Here is a 16,343-nt window from a genome sequence, read left to right as displayed (position 1 = left end):
GTCCGCGGATTGCCGGACGGCGCCTAGGCCGGCTCCACGCCCGCCACGATTCCCGGTTCCACGAAGAGGTTCTGCTCGCGCAGGCACACCGCCACGCCCGGGGCCGCCTTGCGCGGCTTGCGCACGTAGCGCCGTTCGGTCCAGATCACCGGCACCAGCCCGCTGTGTCGCGCCTTGGAGAAATGGGCCGCCAGCGCGGCCGCCTTGGCCAGCACCGCTCGGGGCACCGTGTCGGGCCGGCCGCCGGTGCGCACGATCACGTGGCTGCCGGCGACGCCCTGGGCGTGGAGCCAGAGGTCCTGCGCGTGGCTGGCGCGGTGGGTGAGCAGGTCGTTCTCCTGGTTGCTGCGCCCCACCCAGACCTCCCAGCGTCCGTCGACCAGGAAGCGGCGAAACGGCCGCGCCGGCTCGTCGGGTGCGCGACCCGGTCTGGCGGTGCGTTCGCCGACCAGGGCAGGATTGGCGGCGGCGAAGGCGTGCAGCGCGGCGAGTCGATGGCCGACGGTGGCGAACGATTCGTCCGCCGCCGAGGGTCCGCCGAGCAGGGCCGCCAGCTCGACGTCCAGGCGCGCCAGTTCGGCGCTCTCGGCCACGGCCGCCCGCTGGCGCTCGGCTATGATCTCGCGGCCCCGCTCGGCCTTGCGCGCGAGCTTGAAAAGGTGCTCGAGGTTGCTGTGGGCCGGGCGCGAGGGATCCAGGACGATGGTGCGGGGCCTGCCGTCGTGGGGATCGGTGACGGTGATCTCGGCGGTGCCCCGGGGCACCTCGTGCAGATGGGCGGCCAGGGTCTCGGCGTCGCGGCGGCGTTCCTGGCCGCCGTCGGCGCGCGCGAGGTCGTCGGTGAGGTTGGCCACGAGGCGGTCGGCGGTCTTCTGGCGCTGGGCGAGGCGGCGCTGCAGCCGGTCGCCCAGCGCGGTCTCCTGCTGGCGCGCGAGGCGGCACAGGCCGGTGTCGGTCCAGGTGTCGAGGTCGGTGGCGGGATGGTCCGGGGGGGAGGCCAGCAACGGCGCCGGCTCGACCAACCCGGGGTGGGGTCCGGGGTGTGCGGTCCAGAGCAAGCGGCCCTGGTCGTCGAGGACCACGGTGCCGCCGCGGTTGCCGAAGAGCTGGTGACGGAGCAGCCGCGGACCCGCGGGCGCGGAGAAGACCAGCTGCAGGATCAGGTCGTCCGCCAGCAGCGCGAGGTCGGTCAGGGTGGCCTGCCGCAGCAGGCCGCCGAGGGGATGGCCGCGGGTGGGCGTCAGAACAGCATGCAGCGGAGCGGGCAGGGGCGCGGTGAAAGGGAAGGCCAGCACGGCGCCCGGCAACGCGCCCAGGAAGAGCGCCGGACGCTGATCGCCTTCGAGGTGCAGGCTAGTCCAGCCCGGACCGGCGTCGACCCGGTAGAGCGGACGGCCGGCGGCGCCCGCACGCCATGCCGCCAGCAAGGCTGTCAGGCGGTCGTGGTCGCGCCAGGGAGTGGTCATGGCTAGAAGAAGGTCAGGCCGAGGGTGAGCTTCAGCGCGGGCGCGTCTTCCAGGCCGAAGCGGAACTCGCCGAACAGTTCGCGGCTCTCGCTCAGGCCGAAGGTGGAACCCAGGACGAGGGCGAGGGCGAAGTCGGTGGAGTCGGCGCCGTTGTTGCTGTAGTGCGAGAAGACGGGTCCGCCGCCGGCGAAGAAGCTCCACCGGCTGGTGGCCAGCTCGGTGAACTCCCACACCACGTCGCCGTTGATGGCGATGAGCGTGCCGTCGCCCAGGCCCAGCTCGACGCTGGGGACGACGTGCAGGTTGGGGGTGAGGTTGGGAATCACCATCTGACCGCCGAAATGGAACTGATCGAGGTCGCCGTCGTGGGTGTAGCCGGCACGGGGGCCGAAGCCCAGGTCGGCGGCGGTGGCGGTGCCGACGACCAGCATCAGCAGGCCCAGCAGCAGGGTGTTCTTCTTCATGGTTCCTCCAGGTGGTCTCATCCGTGAACGTTTCGGCGGGTATAGTGGACTGAAACGTGCGCGGGGGCAACCGGGTTTCAGGACGACCCGGGCTTGCCGCCGCGCTCTCCGTGGCCTAGCATTGCCCCGCCGGCACCACGCGGACGACGCACAGGGCATCTCGCGCGCGGGCCGGGGAAAGGATCCCCATGCTCAGCATGACCGGTTTCGGCAGCGGCGAGGCCACGGCGGGACCGGCGACGGTCTCCGTGGAGCTGCGCGCCGTCAACCATCGCTTCCTCGACGCCTCGATCAAGCTCCCCTCGGCGCTGCAGTTCCTGGAGATCGAGCTGCGCAACCGCCTCAAGGACGGGATCGCCCGCGGTCGGGTGACCTGCGCCGCCACGGTGACTCTCGACCCCGCCGCCGCCGCGCCGCGTCTCGAGGCCGGCCGCATCGAGGCCGCGCTGGCCTTGCTCCAGGACGCCGCCACGCGCCTCGAGGTCCACACCAGGCAGCCGCAGGAGATCCGTCTCGAGCACCTGCTGCGCGTGCCCGACCTGTTCACCCCGGCCCAGGCCGACCTCTCCCGCGACGACCTGCAGATCGCCTTCCTGGCGGCGCTCGACCAGGCTCTCGACGGCCTGCAGGAGATGAAGCGCCAGGAGGGCGAGAAGCTGGTGCAGGAGATGCAGGAAAGGCTGGGGGCCATCGAGAGCGGTCTGGCCGCGGTCAAGAAGCTGGCGCCCCAGGCCGCCGAGGAGGCCCACCGGAAGCTGGTCGAGCGGCTGGCCGAGCTGCTCGACGGCGAGATCGATCCGCAGCGGCTGGCCCAGGAGGCGGCGTTCCTCGCCGACAAGGCCAACATCAACGAGGAATGCGAGCGGCTGGGCATCCACCTGCAGCACTATCGCGAGGCCTTCAGCGGCGGCGGCCAGGTGGCCAAGAGGCTCAACTTCCTGCTGCAGGAGATGCACCGCGAGGTCAACACCATGGGGTCTAAGACCAACCTCATGGAGATCACCCAGCTGGTCATCGGCATGAAGGACGAGGTGGAGTCGTTGCGCGAGCAGGTCCAGAACCTGGAGTAGCCGGATGATCCTGTTGATCTCGGGCCCCTCGGGGGCCGGCAAGAGCACCGTGTATCACGAGCTGATGCGCCGCGAGCCCCAGCTCGGCTTCTCGGTCTCCACCACCACGCGCTCGCCGCGGGCCGGCGAGCAGGACGGTGTGGATTACCACTTCGTGGACGCGGCGAGGTTCGCCGACCTGGTGGCCGAGAACGCGTTCCTCGAGTGGGCCGAGGTCCACGGCCAGCGCTACGGGACCCGGCACGAACACGTCGCGGCCATGGAGGCCGAGGGGCGCATCCCGCTGCTGGACATCGACGTCCAGGGCGGCGTGCAGGTGCTGGACCGGTGCGGCGGCGAGATCGTCTCGGTGTTCCTGTTTCCACCGTCGTGGGAGGCGCTGGAGTCGCGGTTGCGCGGCCGGGGCACCGACACCGACGCGGCCATGGCCATGCGGCTGGAGAACGCCCGCTGGGAGGTGGGTTACGCCGAGCGCTACGACTACTGGGTCATCAACGACGAGGTGGACTCGGCGGTGCTGCGGCTGCAGGCGATCCTGCTGGCGGAGTCGTGCCGGCGGGAGCGGTTCGCCGCGCCGCCGCTGGTTTGAGCTTCACTGCACCAGGCTGAGTTTCGCGCTCTGCACACGGCCCGCCGCCCGCAGCCGCACCACGTAGGTGCCGCTGGGCGCCGCCTTGCCCGTGGCCGACCGTCCGTCCCAGAACACTTGCTGGAGCCCTGCCTCCCGCCAGCCGCGGGCCAGGATCGCGAGCCGGCGCCCGGCCAGGTCGAAGATCGCCAGCTCGACCTCGCCGGACCGGGCCAGGGTGAAGCTCACCGTGCAGCCGGGGTTGGCCGGGTTGGGCGATGGCGGCTGCAGCGTCGTGAGCGCGGGCACCGGCGCTGCGGTGCTGGCGGCCACCTCCGGCATCTCGGCATACCCGTTCGTGGGCCAGGTCACCTCCTGGCCGGCGGCGTTCAGGAAGCGGAAGCGGGTGCCGTACTGGCCGGGGTCGTCGAGGACCAGGCTCGTGGTGTAGACCATGCCGGAGACCAGGTCGCCCGCGCCGGCGGTGAGCGGGTGGTCGGCGGTGCGGCCGCTGGGCTGGCGCACGGTCAGCGTGGCGTCCAGGGGTTCGTCGGCCTCGGGGTCGCGGTAGACCACCGACCAGGTCACCGTGGCGCCCGGCGGGGCAACCGCGGGATCGCAGGCGGCGTCGCTCAGCTGGGGGCGTTGATTCACCGCGCAGGGTTGCCAGGTGTCGGCGCCGAAGCCGGTGCCGCTGTCGTAGGCGATCCAGAAGTAGCCGAACTCGCCGAAGCGGTTGCCCCAGCTGTTCTTGGCGAGCCAGGCGCCGCGGCCGTCGTCGTAGCCGATGATGGCCACCGAATGGCCGCCGTCGGCCTCGCTGACGCCGTCCCAGACGTAGATGCCGTCGGTGTAGGCGTAGAAATCCTCGTAGATGGCGAAGTTGGTGACCAGGGGGCCGTCCTGCAGCGCGGTGTTGATGGCGTCGACATCGATGACGCCGCTGGTGACGACCGCGAAGTCGCCGAGATAGCGCAGGCGCTGGAGCACGTCGGGACAGGCCTCGTCGCAGCCGACCGTGTCGTCGGATTCGTAGGGGAAGCAGGCCTCGTCGGGGGCGCCCTCGAGGGCGAGGAAGGCCAGGGCGTTATAGCACCAGCCGCCGTTGCACGAGCCCTGGTCGATGCACGAGAGGACGTACTGCTCGCTGAGATCGATGCCCTGGTCCGGAGCGCCGGCCTGGAACATGAGCCAGGTCTCGGTGGCGGCCACGGCCGAGAAGATCCAGCACGATCCGCAGCTCTCCTGGTTGCGGATGGGCGTGATCCAGTTGCCGCCGTGGTCGCGCCAGTCCAGCATCACCGGGAGGTCGCGGGGCTGGCGGATCAGCGGACCCGCCCAGTGCGTGGGGGCGGGCGAGCCGTTGCGGGCCGTGCGCTCGGCCGCTGGCAGGCGGAAGACCGGATTGTCTCCGGCATGCCACGGCAGATCCTGGCGGGCGATCTCGACGCGGATGCGGGCGAGTTCGGCGGTCTGCGCGGGGGAGAGGTCGGGCTGGGCGGCCGGGGCGTTGGCGGCCAGGACGAGGCAGACGAGGACCAGCACAGGGGCCAACTTTGTACGCGACATCGAGCGCTCCTGGTTTGTGGTGCCCTCGATGATACCACGCCGCCAGGCGGCGAGCCACTCCGGCCCTTGAATAATTCCCGAAATGGATTATACTTCATCGGTTGCCCGATTTTTGGTCGGGGCCCTGTCGGCCCCGACCGTCGTGTCACATCCCCTGTAAGAGGTATTGACGCAATGACCTACATTCCTCGTCAGAAGGTGACCGACCTCATTCCCAACAAGTTCGAGGCCATCCGCATCACGGCCCTGGAGGCCCGGCGGCTCAACGCGCGGGCGCGCACCCTCGACGTGAGCCTGCCCGGCAAGATCACCAGCCTCGCGGTGGACCGCCTGCTCGGCGGCAAGGTGAGCTGGTTCGACAAGCGCGAGCGCGAGCTCCAGGCCAAGAACGCGATGCAGGAAGAGGCCGAGGAGTGATCTGATGGGCCGCGGCAACGTCCTGCTGCTGGTGTCCGGCGGCATCGCCGCCTACAAGGCCTGCTATCTGACCCGCCTGCTCCGTCAGGCGGGTTTTGCCGTCAAGGTCGCCATGACCGGGGCCGCCCAGCATTTCGTCACCCCCATGACCTTCTCCGTCCTGAGCGAGAACCCCGTGGCCAGCGATCTCTGGGGCGAGGGGCAGAGCCGCGCGCTCGACCACGTCGAGTATGCGCGCTGGGCCAATGTGGCGGTGATCGCCCCGGCCACCGCCAACGTGCTGGCCAAGCTGACCCACGGCATCGGCGACGACATCGTCTCCACCCTGCTGCTGGCCCATCCCGGCCCGCTGATCGCGGCGCCGGCCATGAACGACAACATGTGGGCGCACCCGGCGACGCAGGCCAACCTGGCCACCCTGCGCGAGCGCGGCGTGGTGATCGTCGAGCCCGGCGAGGGCTGGCTGGCGTGCGGGGTCGAGAGCAAGGGGCGGCTGGCCGAACCCGAGGAGATCGTGGCCGAGGTCGAGCGCCTGCTCGTGGCCGACGATGCGGTGCGCCGGTTCTGGAGCGGTCGGCGCGTCACCGTCACCGCCGGCCCTACCCGCGAGGCCATCGACGCCGTCCGCTTCCTGGGCAATCGTTCCACCGGGGTCATGGGGACCGCCCTGGCCGAGCGCCTGGTGGCGCTGGGGGCCGCGGTGACCCTCATCTCGGGACCGGGCACGGCCGCCATCCCCGCGGGGCTGTCCGGCTGCACCGCGGTGACCAGCGCCGCGGAGATGGCCGCCGCCGTGGGCGCCGCGCTCGAGGCCGGCTGCGACTGGCTGTTCATGGCCGCCGCCGTGGCCGACTACACCCCGCGCCAGGCCCTGGCCGGCAAGGTCAAGAAGGAGGACCGGGGCGACAGCTGGACGCTGGAACTGGTCCGCACCGCCGACATCCTGCTCGACGTGGTCCAGCCGCCGCGGGCCGGCCTGCGCGTGGTGGGCTTCGCCCTGGAGACCGATCAGCTGCTCGACCGGGCCGCCGCCAAGCGCGAACGCAAGCATCTGGACTGGATCGTGGCCAACGATCCCACCGCGGCCGGTGGCGGTTTCGGCGATGCTCCGCACACCGTGCACCTGCTGGGCCCGGAGGGCGTGGCCTGGAGCAGCCAGGAGCCCCGCAGCAAGCGGGAGCTGGCCCGGGAGATCCTCACCCATCTGGCCGCAGCAGAGGCGGATCCGGCGTGAGCGATTCGCTGACGACGCTCCTGGCCGACCTGGCCCGCTATCTCGACCAGCAGCGACGCGCGGGCAGCACCTTCTTCCTCGACGAGGGCGAGCCGGCCGGTGACGAGAGCCCGGTCGCACGATCGAATCCCGAACCCGCTCCGGCAACCCCGCCGGAGCCCTCGGCGCCCGCACCGGCGCCCGCTTCGCCGGCCACCGGACCAGGCCAGGCTCGCGACCAGGAATTCGAGCGCGAGTGTGCCGCCTTCGTGCGCGACACGCTGGAGCTGGTGGCGCGGACCCGGGCCCACGCGCCCGTGGAGGCCAGCCCGCCGGCCCAGACCGGCATGTTCGAGGACGCGCGCCCCGTGCCCGTCCAGCCGCCGACGCTCCCGACGACCCTGGCCGAGAAGGCGGACGCCCTGGCGGCCATCGCCGACGAGGTCCAGGCCTGCACCGCCTGCCTGCTCCACGGCAGCCGCCACCTCGCCGTGCCCGGCGCCGGGCACGCCGATGCGGGGCTGGTGCTCGTGGGCGAGGCGCCGGGGCAGGAGGAGGACCGCCAGGGACTGCCCTTCGTGGGGCGCAGCGGCCAGCTGCTCACCGACATCCTCAAGGCCATCGGCTTCGCCCGCGACGAGGTGTTCATCTGCAACATCCTGAAGTGCCGGCCGCCGGGCAACCGCGACCCCGAGCGCGACGAGGTTGCCGCCTGCGAGCCGTTCCTGCGGCGCCAGCTCGCCGTGATCCGGCCTCGCCTGATCCTCTGCCTCGGCCGCGTGGCCGCCCAGACGCTCCTGGGCACCACCGCACCGCTGGGCTCGTTGCGGCGCTCGGTGCACTTCTTCGCCGGCGTGCCCGTGATGGCGACCTACCATCCGGCGGCTCTGCTGCGCAATCCCGCCAACAAGCGCCACACCTGGGACGACGTCCGCAAGCTGCGCGCGCTCTACGATGCGCTGGGTGGAGCCGGGGACGGTCCGGTGTAACATCCGGGTTCATTCCTGAAAACGTTCCACCACAACGACTTGAGGGCGCAGGCGCCGGCGTCCGTCACCTGGATGTGACGAAACCGTGTCGAGTGCTGCGCGGGGCGATCTCGGCAAGTGGTCTGTTGTCAATCCGTTGCGTGGATCCTCGACCTGCTGGCGCGGCGGCACGGCCGTTGCAAGGGATGGAGTGGTGGTGGGACCCTATGCCGGTATCCCTTCTGGTACGTCGTCCCGATGAACGTTCCGATCCTTGGAAATGATCCGGGACCTGCCGCCAAGCCCCCCAAGGGCCCGGTCGATTCGTCGGCCGGGCCCGCTCCTGTTCACGGCCGGCGTCGTGCCACCACCAGGGGGAACTCGAAGCGCTCGTCGACCCCGGTCACCGGGTCGTGGAATTCGGGTGCCGTGAATCCGGCGCCCTCCAGCATCGCCACCAGCGCCTCGTCGGTGTAGGCCTGATGGCACTGGGTGTGGCGCTGCAGCCGGCCGGTCGCAGCCTCGAGGATCCAGAAGACGTGGATCTCGGCGCTGGTCTCCTCGTCCCAGTGATGCTCCTGCAGCCAGAGGTGGGGCTCGTCGCTGAAGACGGAGCGCTCGTGGGCGCTCCAGGAGGTGGAGGAGTCGTGGGGGAAGAGGTCCCAGGGCTGATATTCCAGGACGAGCAGGCCATCCTCGACCAGCAGGGAGGCGACCGTGGCCAGGAGCGCCCGGGCCTGGTCGGGCGGGAAGCTGTTGAACTCGCCGAACCAGAAGGTGGCCACGTCCACGGGGGCGAGCGAGGCGGCGAGGTCGGCCGGCAGGGCGGTGAGGTCGGCGTGGTGGAAGGCGGCGTCCTCGAGTCCCGAGGCGGCTGCATCCTGGCGAGCGTGCTTCACGGCGGCGGGAGAGAAGTCGATGCCGGTGTAGCGCAGGCCGCTGCGCACCAGCGGGGCGGCGTAGAGGCCGGGGCCGCAACCAAGGTCCAGGAGGTGCCGGGGGCGGTGGTCGGGCAGCGGCTCGGCGCTGAGCAGCTCCTGCAGCCAGGCGATGTGCTCGGCGATGATCTCGGGGGCGCGACTGGCCATGTGCGTGGTGGGGTCGAGGTGGACCGCGAGCACGCGCTGGCTGAATTCGGGGTCGTCCCAGGGGATCTTGTGCCCATCCCGCCAGGGCCGCGGGTTGGGGTGCCGTTCGAGGAGCTGGCGGAGGGCGTCGTCGATCATGGCGGGTCTCCGGCTTGCTGGTTATCCACGTTATCCCCCGCGGGCGTGTCGGCCGGAACCCTTGTCGTTCCTGGCGAAATGCGAACGCGGGGCGACGTGCGGGGAAGTTATCCCCGCGCCCATTCGGTTGTCCACAGGGTTGTGCACGGCCTATCCCCAGGTCGTCCACGGGAAATGATGCTCCGTCGGAATTCCGTTCCTGCATGGCGACACGGGTTGTGATATCTTGGCCAGCCTTCGGCGGTGTCCCGACCCCTGACCCCCACGAGGTTCCGTCCTTGGAAGCCAGCCTCCAGCCCCAGTCCTTTCCGGGTGGCCGCCGCCCGCCCTGCAATCTCGACGCCGAACGCGCCATCCTGGGCGCCACCCTGCTCGACCGCGAGGCGGTGGGCCTGGCCCGCGAGGTCCTGGAGGGCCCCGAGTTCTACCTCAAGGAGCACCGGCTGATCTACGCCGCCATGCTCGCGCTCTACGAGGCCGACCAGGCCATCGACCCCATCACCGTGGGCGACCGGCTGCGCAAGGAAGGCCTGCTCGACGAGGCCGGCGGCCTGGACTATGTCACCGACCTGCAGGCCATGGTCGCCACGGCGGCCAACGTCACCTACCACGCGGGCATCGTGCGCGAGAAAGCGGTGCTGCGCGAGCTGATCTCCGCGGCGGGGGAGACCACCACCGAGGCCATGGCCGGCGAGGGCGAGGCCGGCGAGATCCTCGACCGTGCCCAGGGCCGCTTCTACGCCATCGGCGAGGATGCCCGCAAGGGCGGCTTCGTCAGCCTGGAATCGGTGGTTCCGCACACCTTCCAGTCGATCGAGGAGGCGTTCCGCAACCAGAGCGACGTCACCGGCCTGCGCACCGGGTTCTCCCAGATGGACCACATGACCAGCGGGTTGCAGAAGGGCGACCTGTTGATCCTGGCCGCCCGCCCGTCCATGGGCAAGACCTCGCTGGCCCTGAACATGGCGTACAACGCGGCCACCAAGGCCGACGCCGGCGTGGCCCTCTTCTCGCTGGAGATGGGCAAGGAGCAGCTGGTGCTGCGCATGCTCTGCTCCGCCACCGGCTTCAACCTGCACAACGTCCGGCGCGGCAAGCTGCGCGCCGAGGACTGGCCCCGCCTGACCCGGGCCTGCGACACGCTCTCGCGCACCAAGATCTTCATCGACGACACCCCGGGCATGACCGTCCTCGAGATGAAGAGCAAGGCCCGCCGCCTGCAGCAGCAGCAGGGCCTGGGCCTGGTCATCATCGATTACATGCAGCTGATGACCGGGTCGGCCAAGGCCGAGAGCCGGCAGCAGGAGATCAGCCAGATCAGCCGCGCCCTCAAGGGCATGGCCAAGGACCTGGACGTGCCGGTGCTCGCGCTCAGCCAGCTCTCGCGCGCGGTGGAATCGCGCAGCGACCACAAGCCCATGCTCAGCGACCTGCGCGAATCGGGCTCCATCGAGCAGGACGCCGACGTCGTGATGTTCATCTTCCGCGAGGAGTACTACAACCCCGACGACGAGGAGGCCCGCAACAAGGCCACCGTCATCATCGGGAAGCAGCGAAACGGTCCCACAGGCGAGTTCGACCTTCACTTCCACAAGGAGTACACCCGGTTCAGCGATCTTGCGCCTGCGGCGCAGGAGGCGCCGCCGCCGGGGTTGTGACGGACGGGCGACGTGGGATCGTGGCGGGGCGCGGCCAGCGGGTCGCGCCCCGTTTTTCGGCCGGACCGATCCGCACCGTCCGTGCATCATCCCGTTGGCAATAACCTGCCCCAGGTAGTAAAGTATCCCTCCAGTCCGCGCGGCTCTGAACCAGTTTCCCCTTGGTTCAAGGCCGCCAGGGCTTAGATTGTCGCCTACGACCCACCGGACACGAACCGCCCCGGAGGCCCCCATGCCCCCGCGTCTCGACCTCGTCGACCTCGACCAGACCAGCCTCGAGGGCTACCGCCGCTTCATCAGCTGCTGGCTCAGCCGCGGCGCTGGGCCCAGTTTCATCGTGGATCCCGGCCCCGCCGCCACGGCCCCGCACCTGATCACGCAGCTACGAGCCCTGCGGGTCACCAGCCTCGACTTCATCCTGCTGACCCACGTCCACCTGGACCACGGTGGCGCCGCGGCCGAGCTGCTCGCAGCCTTTCCCGGGGCGCGGATCGTTTGCCACGACCGGGGCCGGCAGCATCTCACCGATCCGGCACGCCTCTGGGAGGGCTCACGCCAGGTCCTCGGCGCGGTGGCCGACACCTACGGCGAGCCGCGGCCGGTTCCCGCCGCGGCCCTGGGATCCTATCAGGACCTGGCCGCCGCGGGGATCGGCGTGGTCGAGACCCCGGGTCACGCCGCGCACCACATCAGCTTCGTGCACGAGGGCACGCTCTTCGTGGGCGAGGCCGCGGGCACGTTCCAGGACCTGGGCGAGGGACGCTGGTACCTGCGGCCGGCCACGCCGCCGCGATTCAAGCTGGAGGTGGCGGTGTCCAGCCTGGATCGGCTGCTGGCCCTGAATCCCGAGCCCGAGCGGCTGGCCTTCGCGCACCATGGGCAGCTCGTGGGTCACTCGCGAGAGTTGCTCAAGCTCGCGCGCGAGCAACTCCGGCAATGGGTGACGGCGGTCCGGCTCGTCCTCGACAAGGACACGCTCCAGCCCTTCGACGAGCTGGCGCGCCAGGTGGTTGCCCGTCTGCGCGCCACCGACCGCAACTTCGCGCTGGGCCGCGAATTGCCCGCCGACATCCGGGTCCGCGAAGAAGACTTCACGCAGCAGACCCTGCGCGGTATGGTGCAGTACGTCGAGGAGGAAGGCGACCATGGCGGACGCCGCTGAGGTATGAGGATCGTATGACCCTGTTCCAGCGCATCGGACGGGCAGTCCTGGAAGGTCTCGGCGCCCTCGGTCGCGGCTTCTACGTGCTCTGTGGCATCGTCTGCAGCCTGAAGCTGTCCTGGAAGCTGCGCCGTCAGATCCTCGAGCAGATGCACGTCATGGTCATCGGCTCGCTGCCGCTGGTGATCACCACGGCTGCGTTCACCGGCGCCATCACCGCGGTGCAGACGGGCTACCAGATGGAAGCCTACGTGCCCATGATCTTCCTGGGCACCGTGATCACCAAGAGCGTGATCCTGGAGATGGGCCCGGTGCTGGCGGCGCTGGTTGTGGGCAGCCGGCTGTCGGCCAACTACGCCGCCGAGCTGGGCACCATGAAGGTGACCGAACAGCTCGACGCCATGGAGATCATGGCCATCGACCCGGTCCAGTACCTGGGCATCCCGCGCTTCGTGGCGGCGGTGCTGATGATGCCGGTGATCACCGCCATCGCCGATTTCGTGGCCATCATCGGCGGTCTCCTGGTCTCGGTGATGACCCTCGACGTCACGCCGCAGACCTTCGGCGAGGGCATGCGGCTCTTCTGGGAGATCGGCGACGTGGTGACCGGCCTGGGCAAGACCTTCTTCTTCGGCGGCATCATCGCCATGAGCGGGATCTTCAACGGATTCAACACCAGGGGCGGCGCCGAGGGCGTGGGCCAGGCCACCATGCAGGCCGTGGTGGGCACGTGCCTGAGCGTGCTGGTGGCTGACTATATCCTCAACGTGATCTTCATGCAGATCATCTTCGGAGGCTAGGGGACCATGGTGATGAACGATTTCCCGGCACCGGTCATGTCGCTGGACGACCCCGCGTCGTTCGATGGCATCGCCGTGCAGGGAGTCAGCAAGAGCTTCGGTCCCAAGATGGTGCTCGATCATTGCGACCTGACCATCAACAAGGGCGAGACCTTGGTGATCATCGGTCGCAGCGGGCAGGGGAAATCCGTGCTGCTCAAGCATATCGTGCGGCTGCTGGAACCGGACGCCGGCCGGATCTGGGTCGAGGGCCAGGAGGTCACCTCGCTGGCGCGCACGCCGCTGATGGAGCTGCGCAAGAACTTCGGCATGCTCTTCCAGGGCGCGGCGCTCTTCGATTCCATGACCATCTGCGAGAACATCGGACTGATCCTCGAGGAACACACCGACTGGTCCCCGGAGCAGATCCGCGCCCGGGCCTGCGAGTGCCTGGAGATGGTGGGCCTGGTGGGGACCGAGGACAAGCTGCCCAGCGCGCTCTCGGGCGGCATGAAGAAGCGGGCGGGCCTGGCGCGGGCCATCGTCATGGAGCCGCATTACATCCTCTACGACGAGCCCACCACGGGGCTCGATCCCATCACCGCCGACGCCATCAACGACCTCATCGTCAAGCTCCAGCAGGAGCTCCAGGTGACCAGCATCGTGGTGACCCACGACATGCCGAGCGCCTACAAGGTGGGCGACCGCATGGCCATGCTCAACGACGGCAAGATCATCTACACCGGCACGGTGGCCGAGGTGCGCGAGGCCGCGCACCCCGCCGTGCGTCAGTTCATCGAGGGCCGCGCCGAGGGACCGCTCGGGGTCTTCTGACCGGGATGGAGAGGCATGGGTAACCAGCGTAAACGCGAGGTGCAGGTAGGCGTGATGGTGGTCATCGCCATCATCATCCTGGTGGGCGGCCTGATGTTCTTCAAGCGGGTGAGCCTGAACACCCACATGATCAACTACAAGGTCGACTTCGCCGCGGTCGAGGGCCTGCGCAAGGGCGACCGTGTCCACGTGCGCGGGATCCGCGCCGGCCAGGTGGCGGACTTCGAGTTCCTGGAGGGCGTGGTGCGCGTGACCATGGAGCTCGAGGACTGGGTCAGGCTCTACCCAAACGCCAACGTGACCCTGGTGATGAAGGGCCTCGTCGGCGAGGTGCTGATCGAGATCGAGCCAGGTGGCGGGGCGGCGCTCGCCCAGCCTGGCCACATCTTCCAGGGCCGCAACGCGGCCTCCATGCTCGCCTTCGGCGACAAGGCGACCCAGGCCCTGGACGAGATGTCCGCGCTCAGCGAGGAGGTCCGGCTGTTCGTTTCCCAGCTCCGGGCCGAGGGCACGATCACCGGACCGCTGGCCACGGCCGAACGCACGCTCCTGGAGACCGAGGGGATGATGAAGGAGAACCGGGAGGATCTCCGGCAGATCACCACCAACCTGGCCGCCCTCACCACCACCCTCGAGGCGGCCCTGGGCGAGGGCAAGCTCGACAGCACGCTCCAGGCCACGCGCCAGGCCGCGGCGAGCTTCGATTCCACCATGGTCGAGCTGCGGGCTGCCACGGTCCAGGCCCGGTCGCTGCTCGCCCGGATGGAGCAGGGCGAGGGCACCGTGGGGCGCCTGCTCACCGACGACTCGCTCTACGATCGGGCCGACAGCACGCTGCAGTCGCTGGATCGGCTGCTCGACCAGATGCGGCGCGATCCCAAGTCCATGTTCAAGGCCTCGCTGTTCTAGGATGCACCGAATGCCGGGAGGGATCCGCGGGTAAAGAGCGCGGATCCTTTCCCTTTCGCCTGGAGGCCCGCCATGATCGACCGCGAACTGTTCCTGCACGAAGAAGTCCTCCTGCTCGCCCTGGACGACGACAAGGGCACGGTGGAGATGGGCAGCTACTGGCAGCAGGCGGCCGGCGGGGCCATGGTCGCCGAGCTGCTCCTCGCCGGCCGCATCCGCACCACCGAGGACAAGAAGCCCCGGCTCGAGGTGATCGACACGACGCCGCTGGGCAATCCGGTGCTCGACGAGGTGCTGGCCGAGATGGCCGCGGCCAAGAAGCCCCGCACCGGCGCGGCCTGGGTGGGCAAGCTCGGTGGCCGCAGCGGGCTCAAGGAGCGCATCGCCGCCGACCTGGTGCGCCAGGGAGTGCTGAAGCAGGAGCAGGGCAAGGTGCTCTGGATCTTCAACCAGACCCGCTACCCCGAGCGTGATGGCCGGCCCGAGAAGGAGGTGGTGGCCCGCCTGCGCCGCGCCATCTTCACCGCCACCGGCGACCTGACGCCCCGGACCGTCGTGCTGGTCTCGCTGGCCGACAGTGCCGGGCTTTTGAGCAAGGTCTTCGACAAGAAGCGCCTGAAGGAACGCAAGGCCCGGATCAAGAAGATCGCCGAGGGCGAGATCGCCGGCTCCATGGCTCGCGACGCGGTCCAGGCCATGCAGGCGGCGGTGATGGTGGCGTGCATCATGCCGGCCATCGTGTCGACCACCGTGACCACCTGATTGTCAGGACACCATCCTGGCCCTATCTTGACGCCAGCCACCACCAGCGACCGCCGCGCCACGCGGCGGTCGTGTCTTGAGAGGGACGCATGGCCAGGATACATCTCGTTCTCGCGCTGCTGGTGACCCTGGGCCTCGGCACGCCGGGCCTCGCCAAGGGTCAAACGGCGGCTCCGACGGACACCTCGTTCGCCGCCCCCGCCGATTCGGTCGCCCTGGCCGTGGCCAAGCCGCGCAGCGGCTGGCTCTACGTGCTGCCCGTGGTGGCGTACTCGCCCGAGACCAAGCTGGCCTTCGGCGCCAGCGCCGGCCGCTACTACCGTTTCAGCGACGACCCCGATGCCCGGCCCACCACGGTGACCCCGCTGGCCATCATCACCACCAACGCCCAGCTCATCCTCGGCATGTTCACCGATGCCTGGTGGGCCGACGACCGCTGGCATCTGGCGTCGAACCTGGGCTACACCAAGTTCCCGACCCAGTTCTACGGGGTCGGCGACGACACGCCCGCCACCGCCGAGGAGGATTACACGCCGCGGTCGGCCTACTTCCAGACCGAGGTCAAGCGGAGCATCTCCGGTGCGCTCTATGCCGGCGGGCTGGTCGACTTCAAGTTCAGCCAGCTGCGGGACGTGGCCGACGGGGGCCAGCTGGCCAGCGGCGAGATCTACGGCGCCGAGGACGGCGGGATCGTCGGGCTGGGCCTGACGGCGGCCTACGATTCCCGCGATGCAGTGTTCTATCCGACCCGGGGCTGGTTCCACCGCCTGGCGGTGACCCGCTACCTCGACATCCTGGGCGGGGACTACGTCTACACCCGATCCGACCTGAACCTCACGCGCTACTGGTCGCTGGGAGGCAGCCGCGTGCTGGCCGCCAACCTCTTCGGCGGCTTCATCAGCGGCGGCGCGGCTCCCTTCTACGAGCTGCAACGGCTCGGTCTGCGCGGCTACTTCGAGGAGCGCTACCTCGAGCGCAACGTGGTGCGGGGCCAGGTGGAGCTGCGCTCCGGACTGTGGAAATGGCTGGGCGCGGCGGTGTTCGTGGGCGGCGGCGAGCTGGCCGCCAGCGTCGGCGGCCTGCGCCTCGACGAGGTGCGACCGAACGCGGGCTTCGGCCTGCGCTTCAACGTGGGCGGCGACCAGCGGGCCAACCTGCGCCTGGACTACGGCGTGGGGGACGGGGATTCGGGAGTCTACGTCCGCTTCGCCGAGGCGTTCTAGCCTGGTCTCACCGCAGGATTCCGGATCGCCAACCGCGGTCAGCTCGATCCGTCAC

16 protein-coding genes are annotated in these 16,343 nt (G+C 69.8%); 12 read left to right on the top strand and 4 right to left on the bottom strand.

Annotated features, from left to right (window positions below):
- Positions 1-23 precede the first annotated feature (23 nt).
- A complete protein-coding gene (locus IFSED24_RS11630; RefSeq protein WP_491331631.1) occupies positions 24-1,466 on the bottom strand; it encodes an NFACT RNA binding domain-containing protein in 1,443 nt (480 codons plus the stop codon).
- Between the two features lie 2 nt (positions 1,467-1,468).
- Positions 1,469-1,930, bottom strand: a complete 462-nt coding sequence (locus IFSED24_RS11625; RefSeq protein WP_491331630.1) for a hypothetical protein — start codon at positions 1,928-1,930, stop codon at positions 1,469-1,471.
- Between the two features lie 188 nt (positions 1,931-2,118).
- Here IFSED24_RS11625 and IFSED24_RS11620 point away from each other — a divergent pair, with 188 nt between their 5' ends.
- Positions 2,119-3,000: a YicC/YloC family endoribonuclease gene (locus IFSED24_RS11620; protein ID WP_491331629.1), complete on the top strand. Its 882-nt coding sequence runs from the start codon at positions 2,119-2,121 to the stop codon at positions 2,998-3,000.
- A 4-nt stretch (positions 3,001-3,004) separates the two neighbouring features.
- The gene (gene gmk / locus IFSED24_RS11615) at positions 3,005-3,589 is read left to right on the top strand and encodes a guanylate kinase (protein ID WP_491331628.1); all 585 of its coding nucleotides are present in this window, start codon (positions 3,005-3,007) and stop codon (positions 3,587-3,589) included.
- A gap of 3 nt (positions 3,590-3,592) precedes the next feature.
- Here gmk and IFSED24_RS11610 read toward each other — a convergent pair whose 3' ends face one another.
- Entirely contained in the window at positions 3,593-5,137 is a 1,545-nt protein-coding gene (locus IFSED24_RS11610; RefSeq protein ID WP_491331627.1) for a C1 family peptidase, read from the bottom strand.
- 174 nt (positions 5,138-5,311) lie between these two features.
- Between IFSED24_RS11610 and IFSED24_RS11605 the strand changes: the two genes are divergently transcribed.
- The 3 genes from IFSED24_RS11605 to IFSED24_RS11595 are packed head-to-tail and all read left to right on the top strand — an operon-like array spanning position 5,312 to position 7,756.
- Positions 5,312-5,554, top strand: a complete 243-nt coding sequence (locus IFSED24_RS11605; protein ID WP_491331626.1) for a hypothetical protein — start codon at positions 5,312-5,314, stop codon at positions 5,552-5,554.
- A gap of 4 nt (positions 5,555-5,558) precedes the next feature.
- A complete protein-coding gene (coaBC, locus tag IFSED24_RS11600; protein ID WP_491331625.1) occupies positions 5,559-6,788 on the top strand; it encodes a bifunctional phosphopantothenoylcysteine decarboxylase/phosphopantothenate--cysteine ligase CoaBC in 1,230 nt (409 codons plus the stop codon).
- Positions 6,785-7,756 carry a uracil-DNA glycosylase gene (locus tag IFSED24_RS11595; protein WP_491331624.1) on the top strand — a complete coding sequence of 324 codons (972 nt, stop codon included), beginning with the start codon at positions 6,785-6,787 and terminating at the stop codon, positions 7,754-7,756. The genes coaBC and IFSED24_RS11595 overlap by 4 nt, the downstream gene beginning before the upstream one ends.
- 326 nt (positions 7,757-8,082) lie before the next feature.
- On the opposite strand, the gene IFSED24_RS11590 is transcribed toward IFSED24_RS11595, so the two are convergent.
- Complete coding sequence (locus IFSED24_RS11590; protein WP_491331623.1) at positions 8,083-8,961, bottom strand: class I SAM-dependent methyltransferase; 879 nt, start codon at positions 8,959-8,961, stop codon at positions 8,083-8,085.
- Between the two features lie 278 nt (positions 8,962-9,239).
- Here IFSED24_RS11590 and dnaB point away from each other — a divergent pair, with 278 nt between their 5' ends.
- The 7 genes from dnaB (at position 9,240) to IFSED24_RS11555 (ending at position 16,288) form a co-directional block, all read left to right on the top strand.
- On the top strand, positions 9,240-10,619 hold the full coding sequence (gene dnaB / locus IFSED24_RS11585) for a replicative DNA helicase (RefSeq protein ID WP_491331622.1): 1,380 nt from the start codon (positions 9,240-9,242) through the stop codon (positions 10,617-10,619).
- Between the two features lie 232 nt (positions 10,620-10,851).
- Positions 10,852-11,781 (top strand): MBL fold metallo-hydrolase, encoded by a 930-nt coding sequence (locus IFSED24_RS11580; protein ID WP_491331621.1) that lies wholly within the window; start codon positions 10,852-10,854, stop codon positions 11,779-11,781.
- Positions 11,782-11,795: 14 nt separating this feature from the next.
- On the top strand, positions 11,796-12,581 hold the full coding sequence (locus IFSED24_RS11575) for an MlaE family ABC transporter permease (protein ID WP_491331620.1): 786 nt from the start codon (positions 11,796-11,798) through the stop codon (positions 12,579-12,581).
- 6 nt (positions 12,582-12,587) lie between these two features.
- The gene (locus IFSED24_RS11570) at positions 12,588-13,394 is read left to right on the top strand and encodes an ABC transporter ATP-binding protein (protein ID WP_491331619.1); all 807 of its coding nucleotides are present in this window, start codon (positions 12,588-12,590) and stop codon (positions 13,392-13,394) included.
- 15 nt (positions 13,395-13,409) lie between these two features.
- Positions 13,410-14,303 carry an MlaD family protein gene (locus IFSED24_RS11565; protein WP_491331618.1) on the top strand — a complete coding sequence of 298 codons (894 nt, stop codon included), beginning with the start codon at positions 13,410-13,412 and terminating at the stop codon, positions 14,301-14,303.
- Positions 14,304-14,375: 72 nt separating this feature from the next.
- Positions 14,376-15,065: a GOLPH3/VPS74 family protein gene (locus IFSED24_RS11560; RefSeq protein ID WP_491331617.1), complete on the top strand. Its 690-nt coding sequence runs from the start codon at positions 14,376-14,378 to the stop codon at positions 15,063-15,065.
- 89 nt (positions 15,066-15,154) lie between these two features.
- Positions 15,155-16,288 (top strand): BamA/TamA family outer membrane protein, encoded by a 1,134-nt coding sequence (locus IFSED24_RS11555; RefSeq protein WP_491331616.1) that lies wholly within the window; start codon positions 15,155-15,157, stop codon positions 16,286-16,288.
- Positions 16,289-16,343 lie beyond the last annotated feature (55 nt).

It is taken from the genome of Candidatus Latescibacter sp. IFSED24 (assembly GCF_058273205.1).
This window is presented reverse-complemented; position numbering and strand designations above follow the sequence as displayed.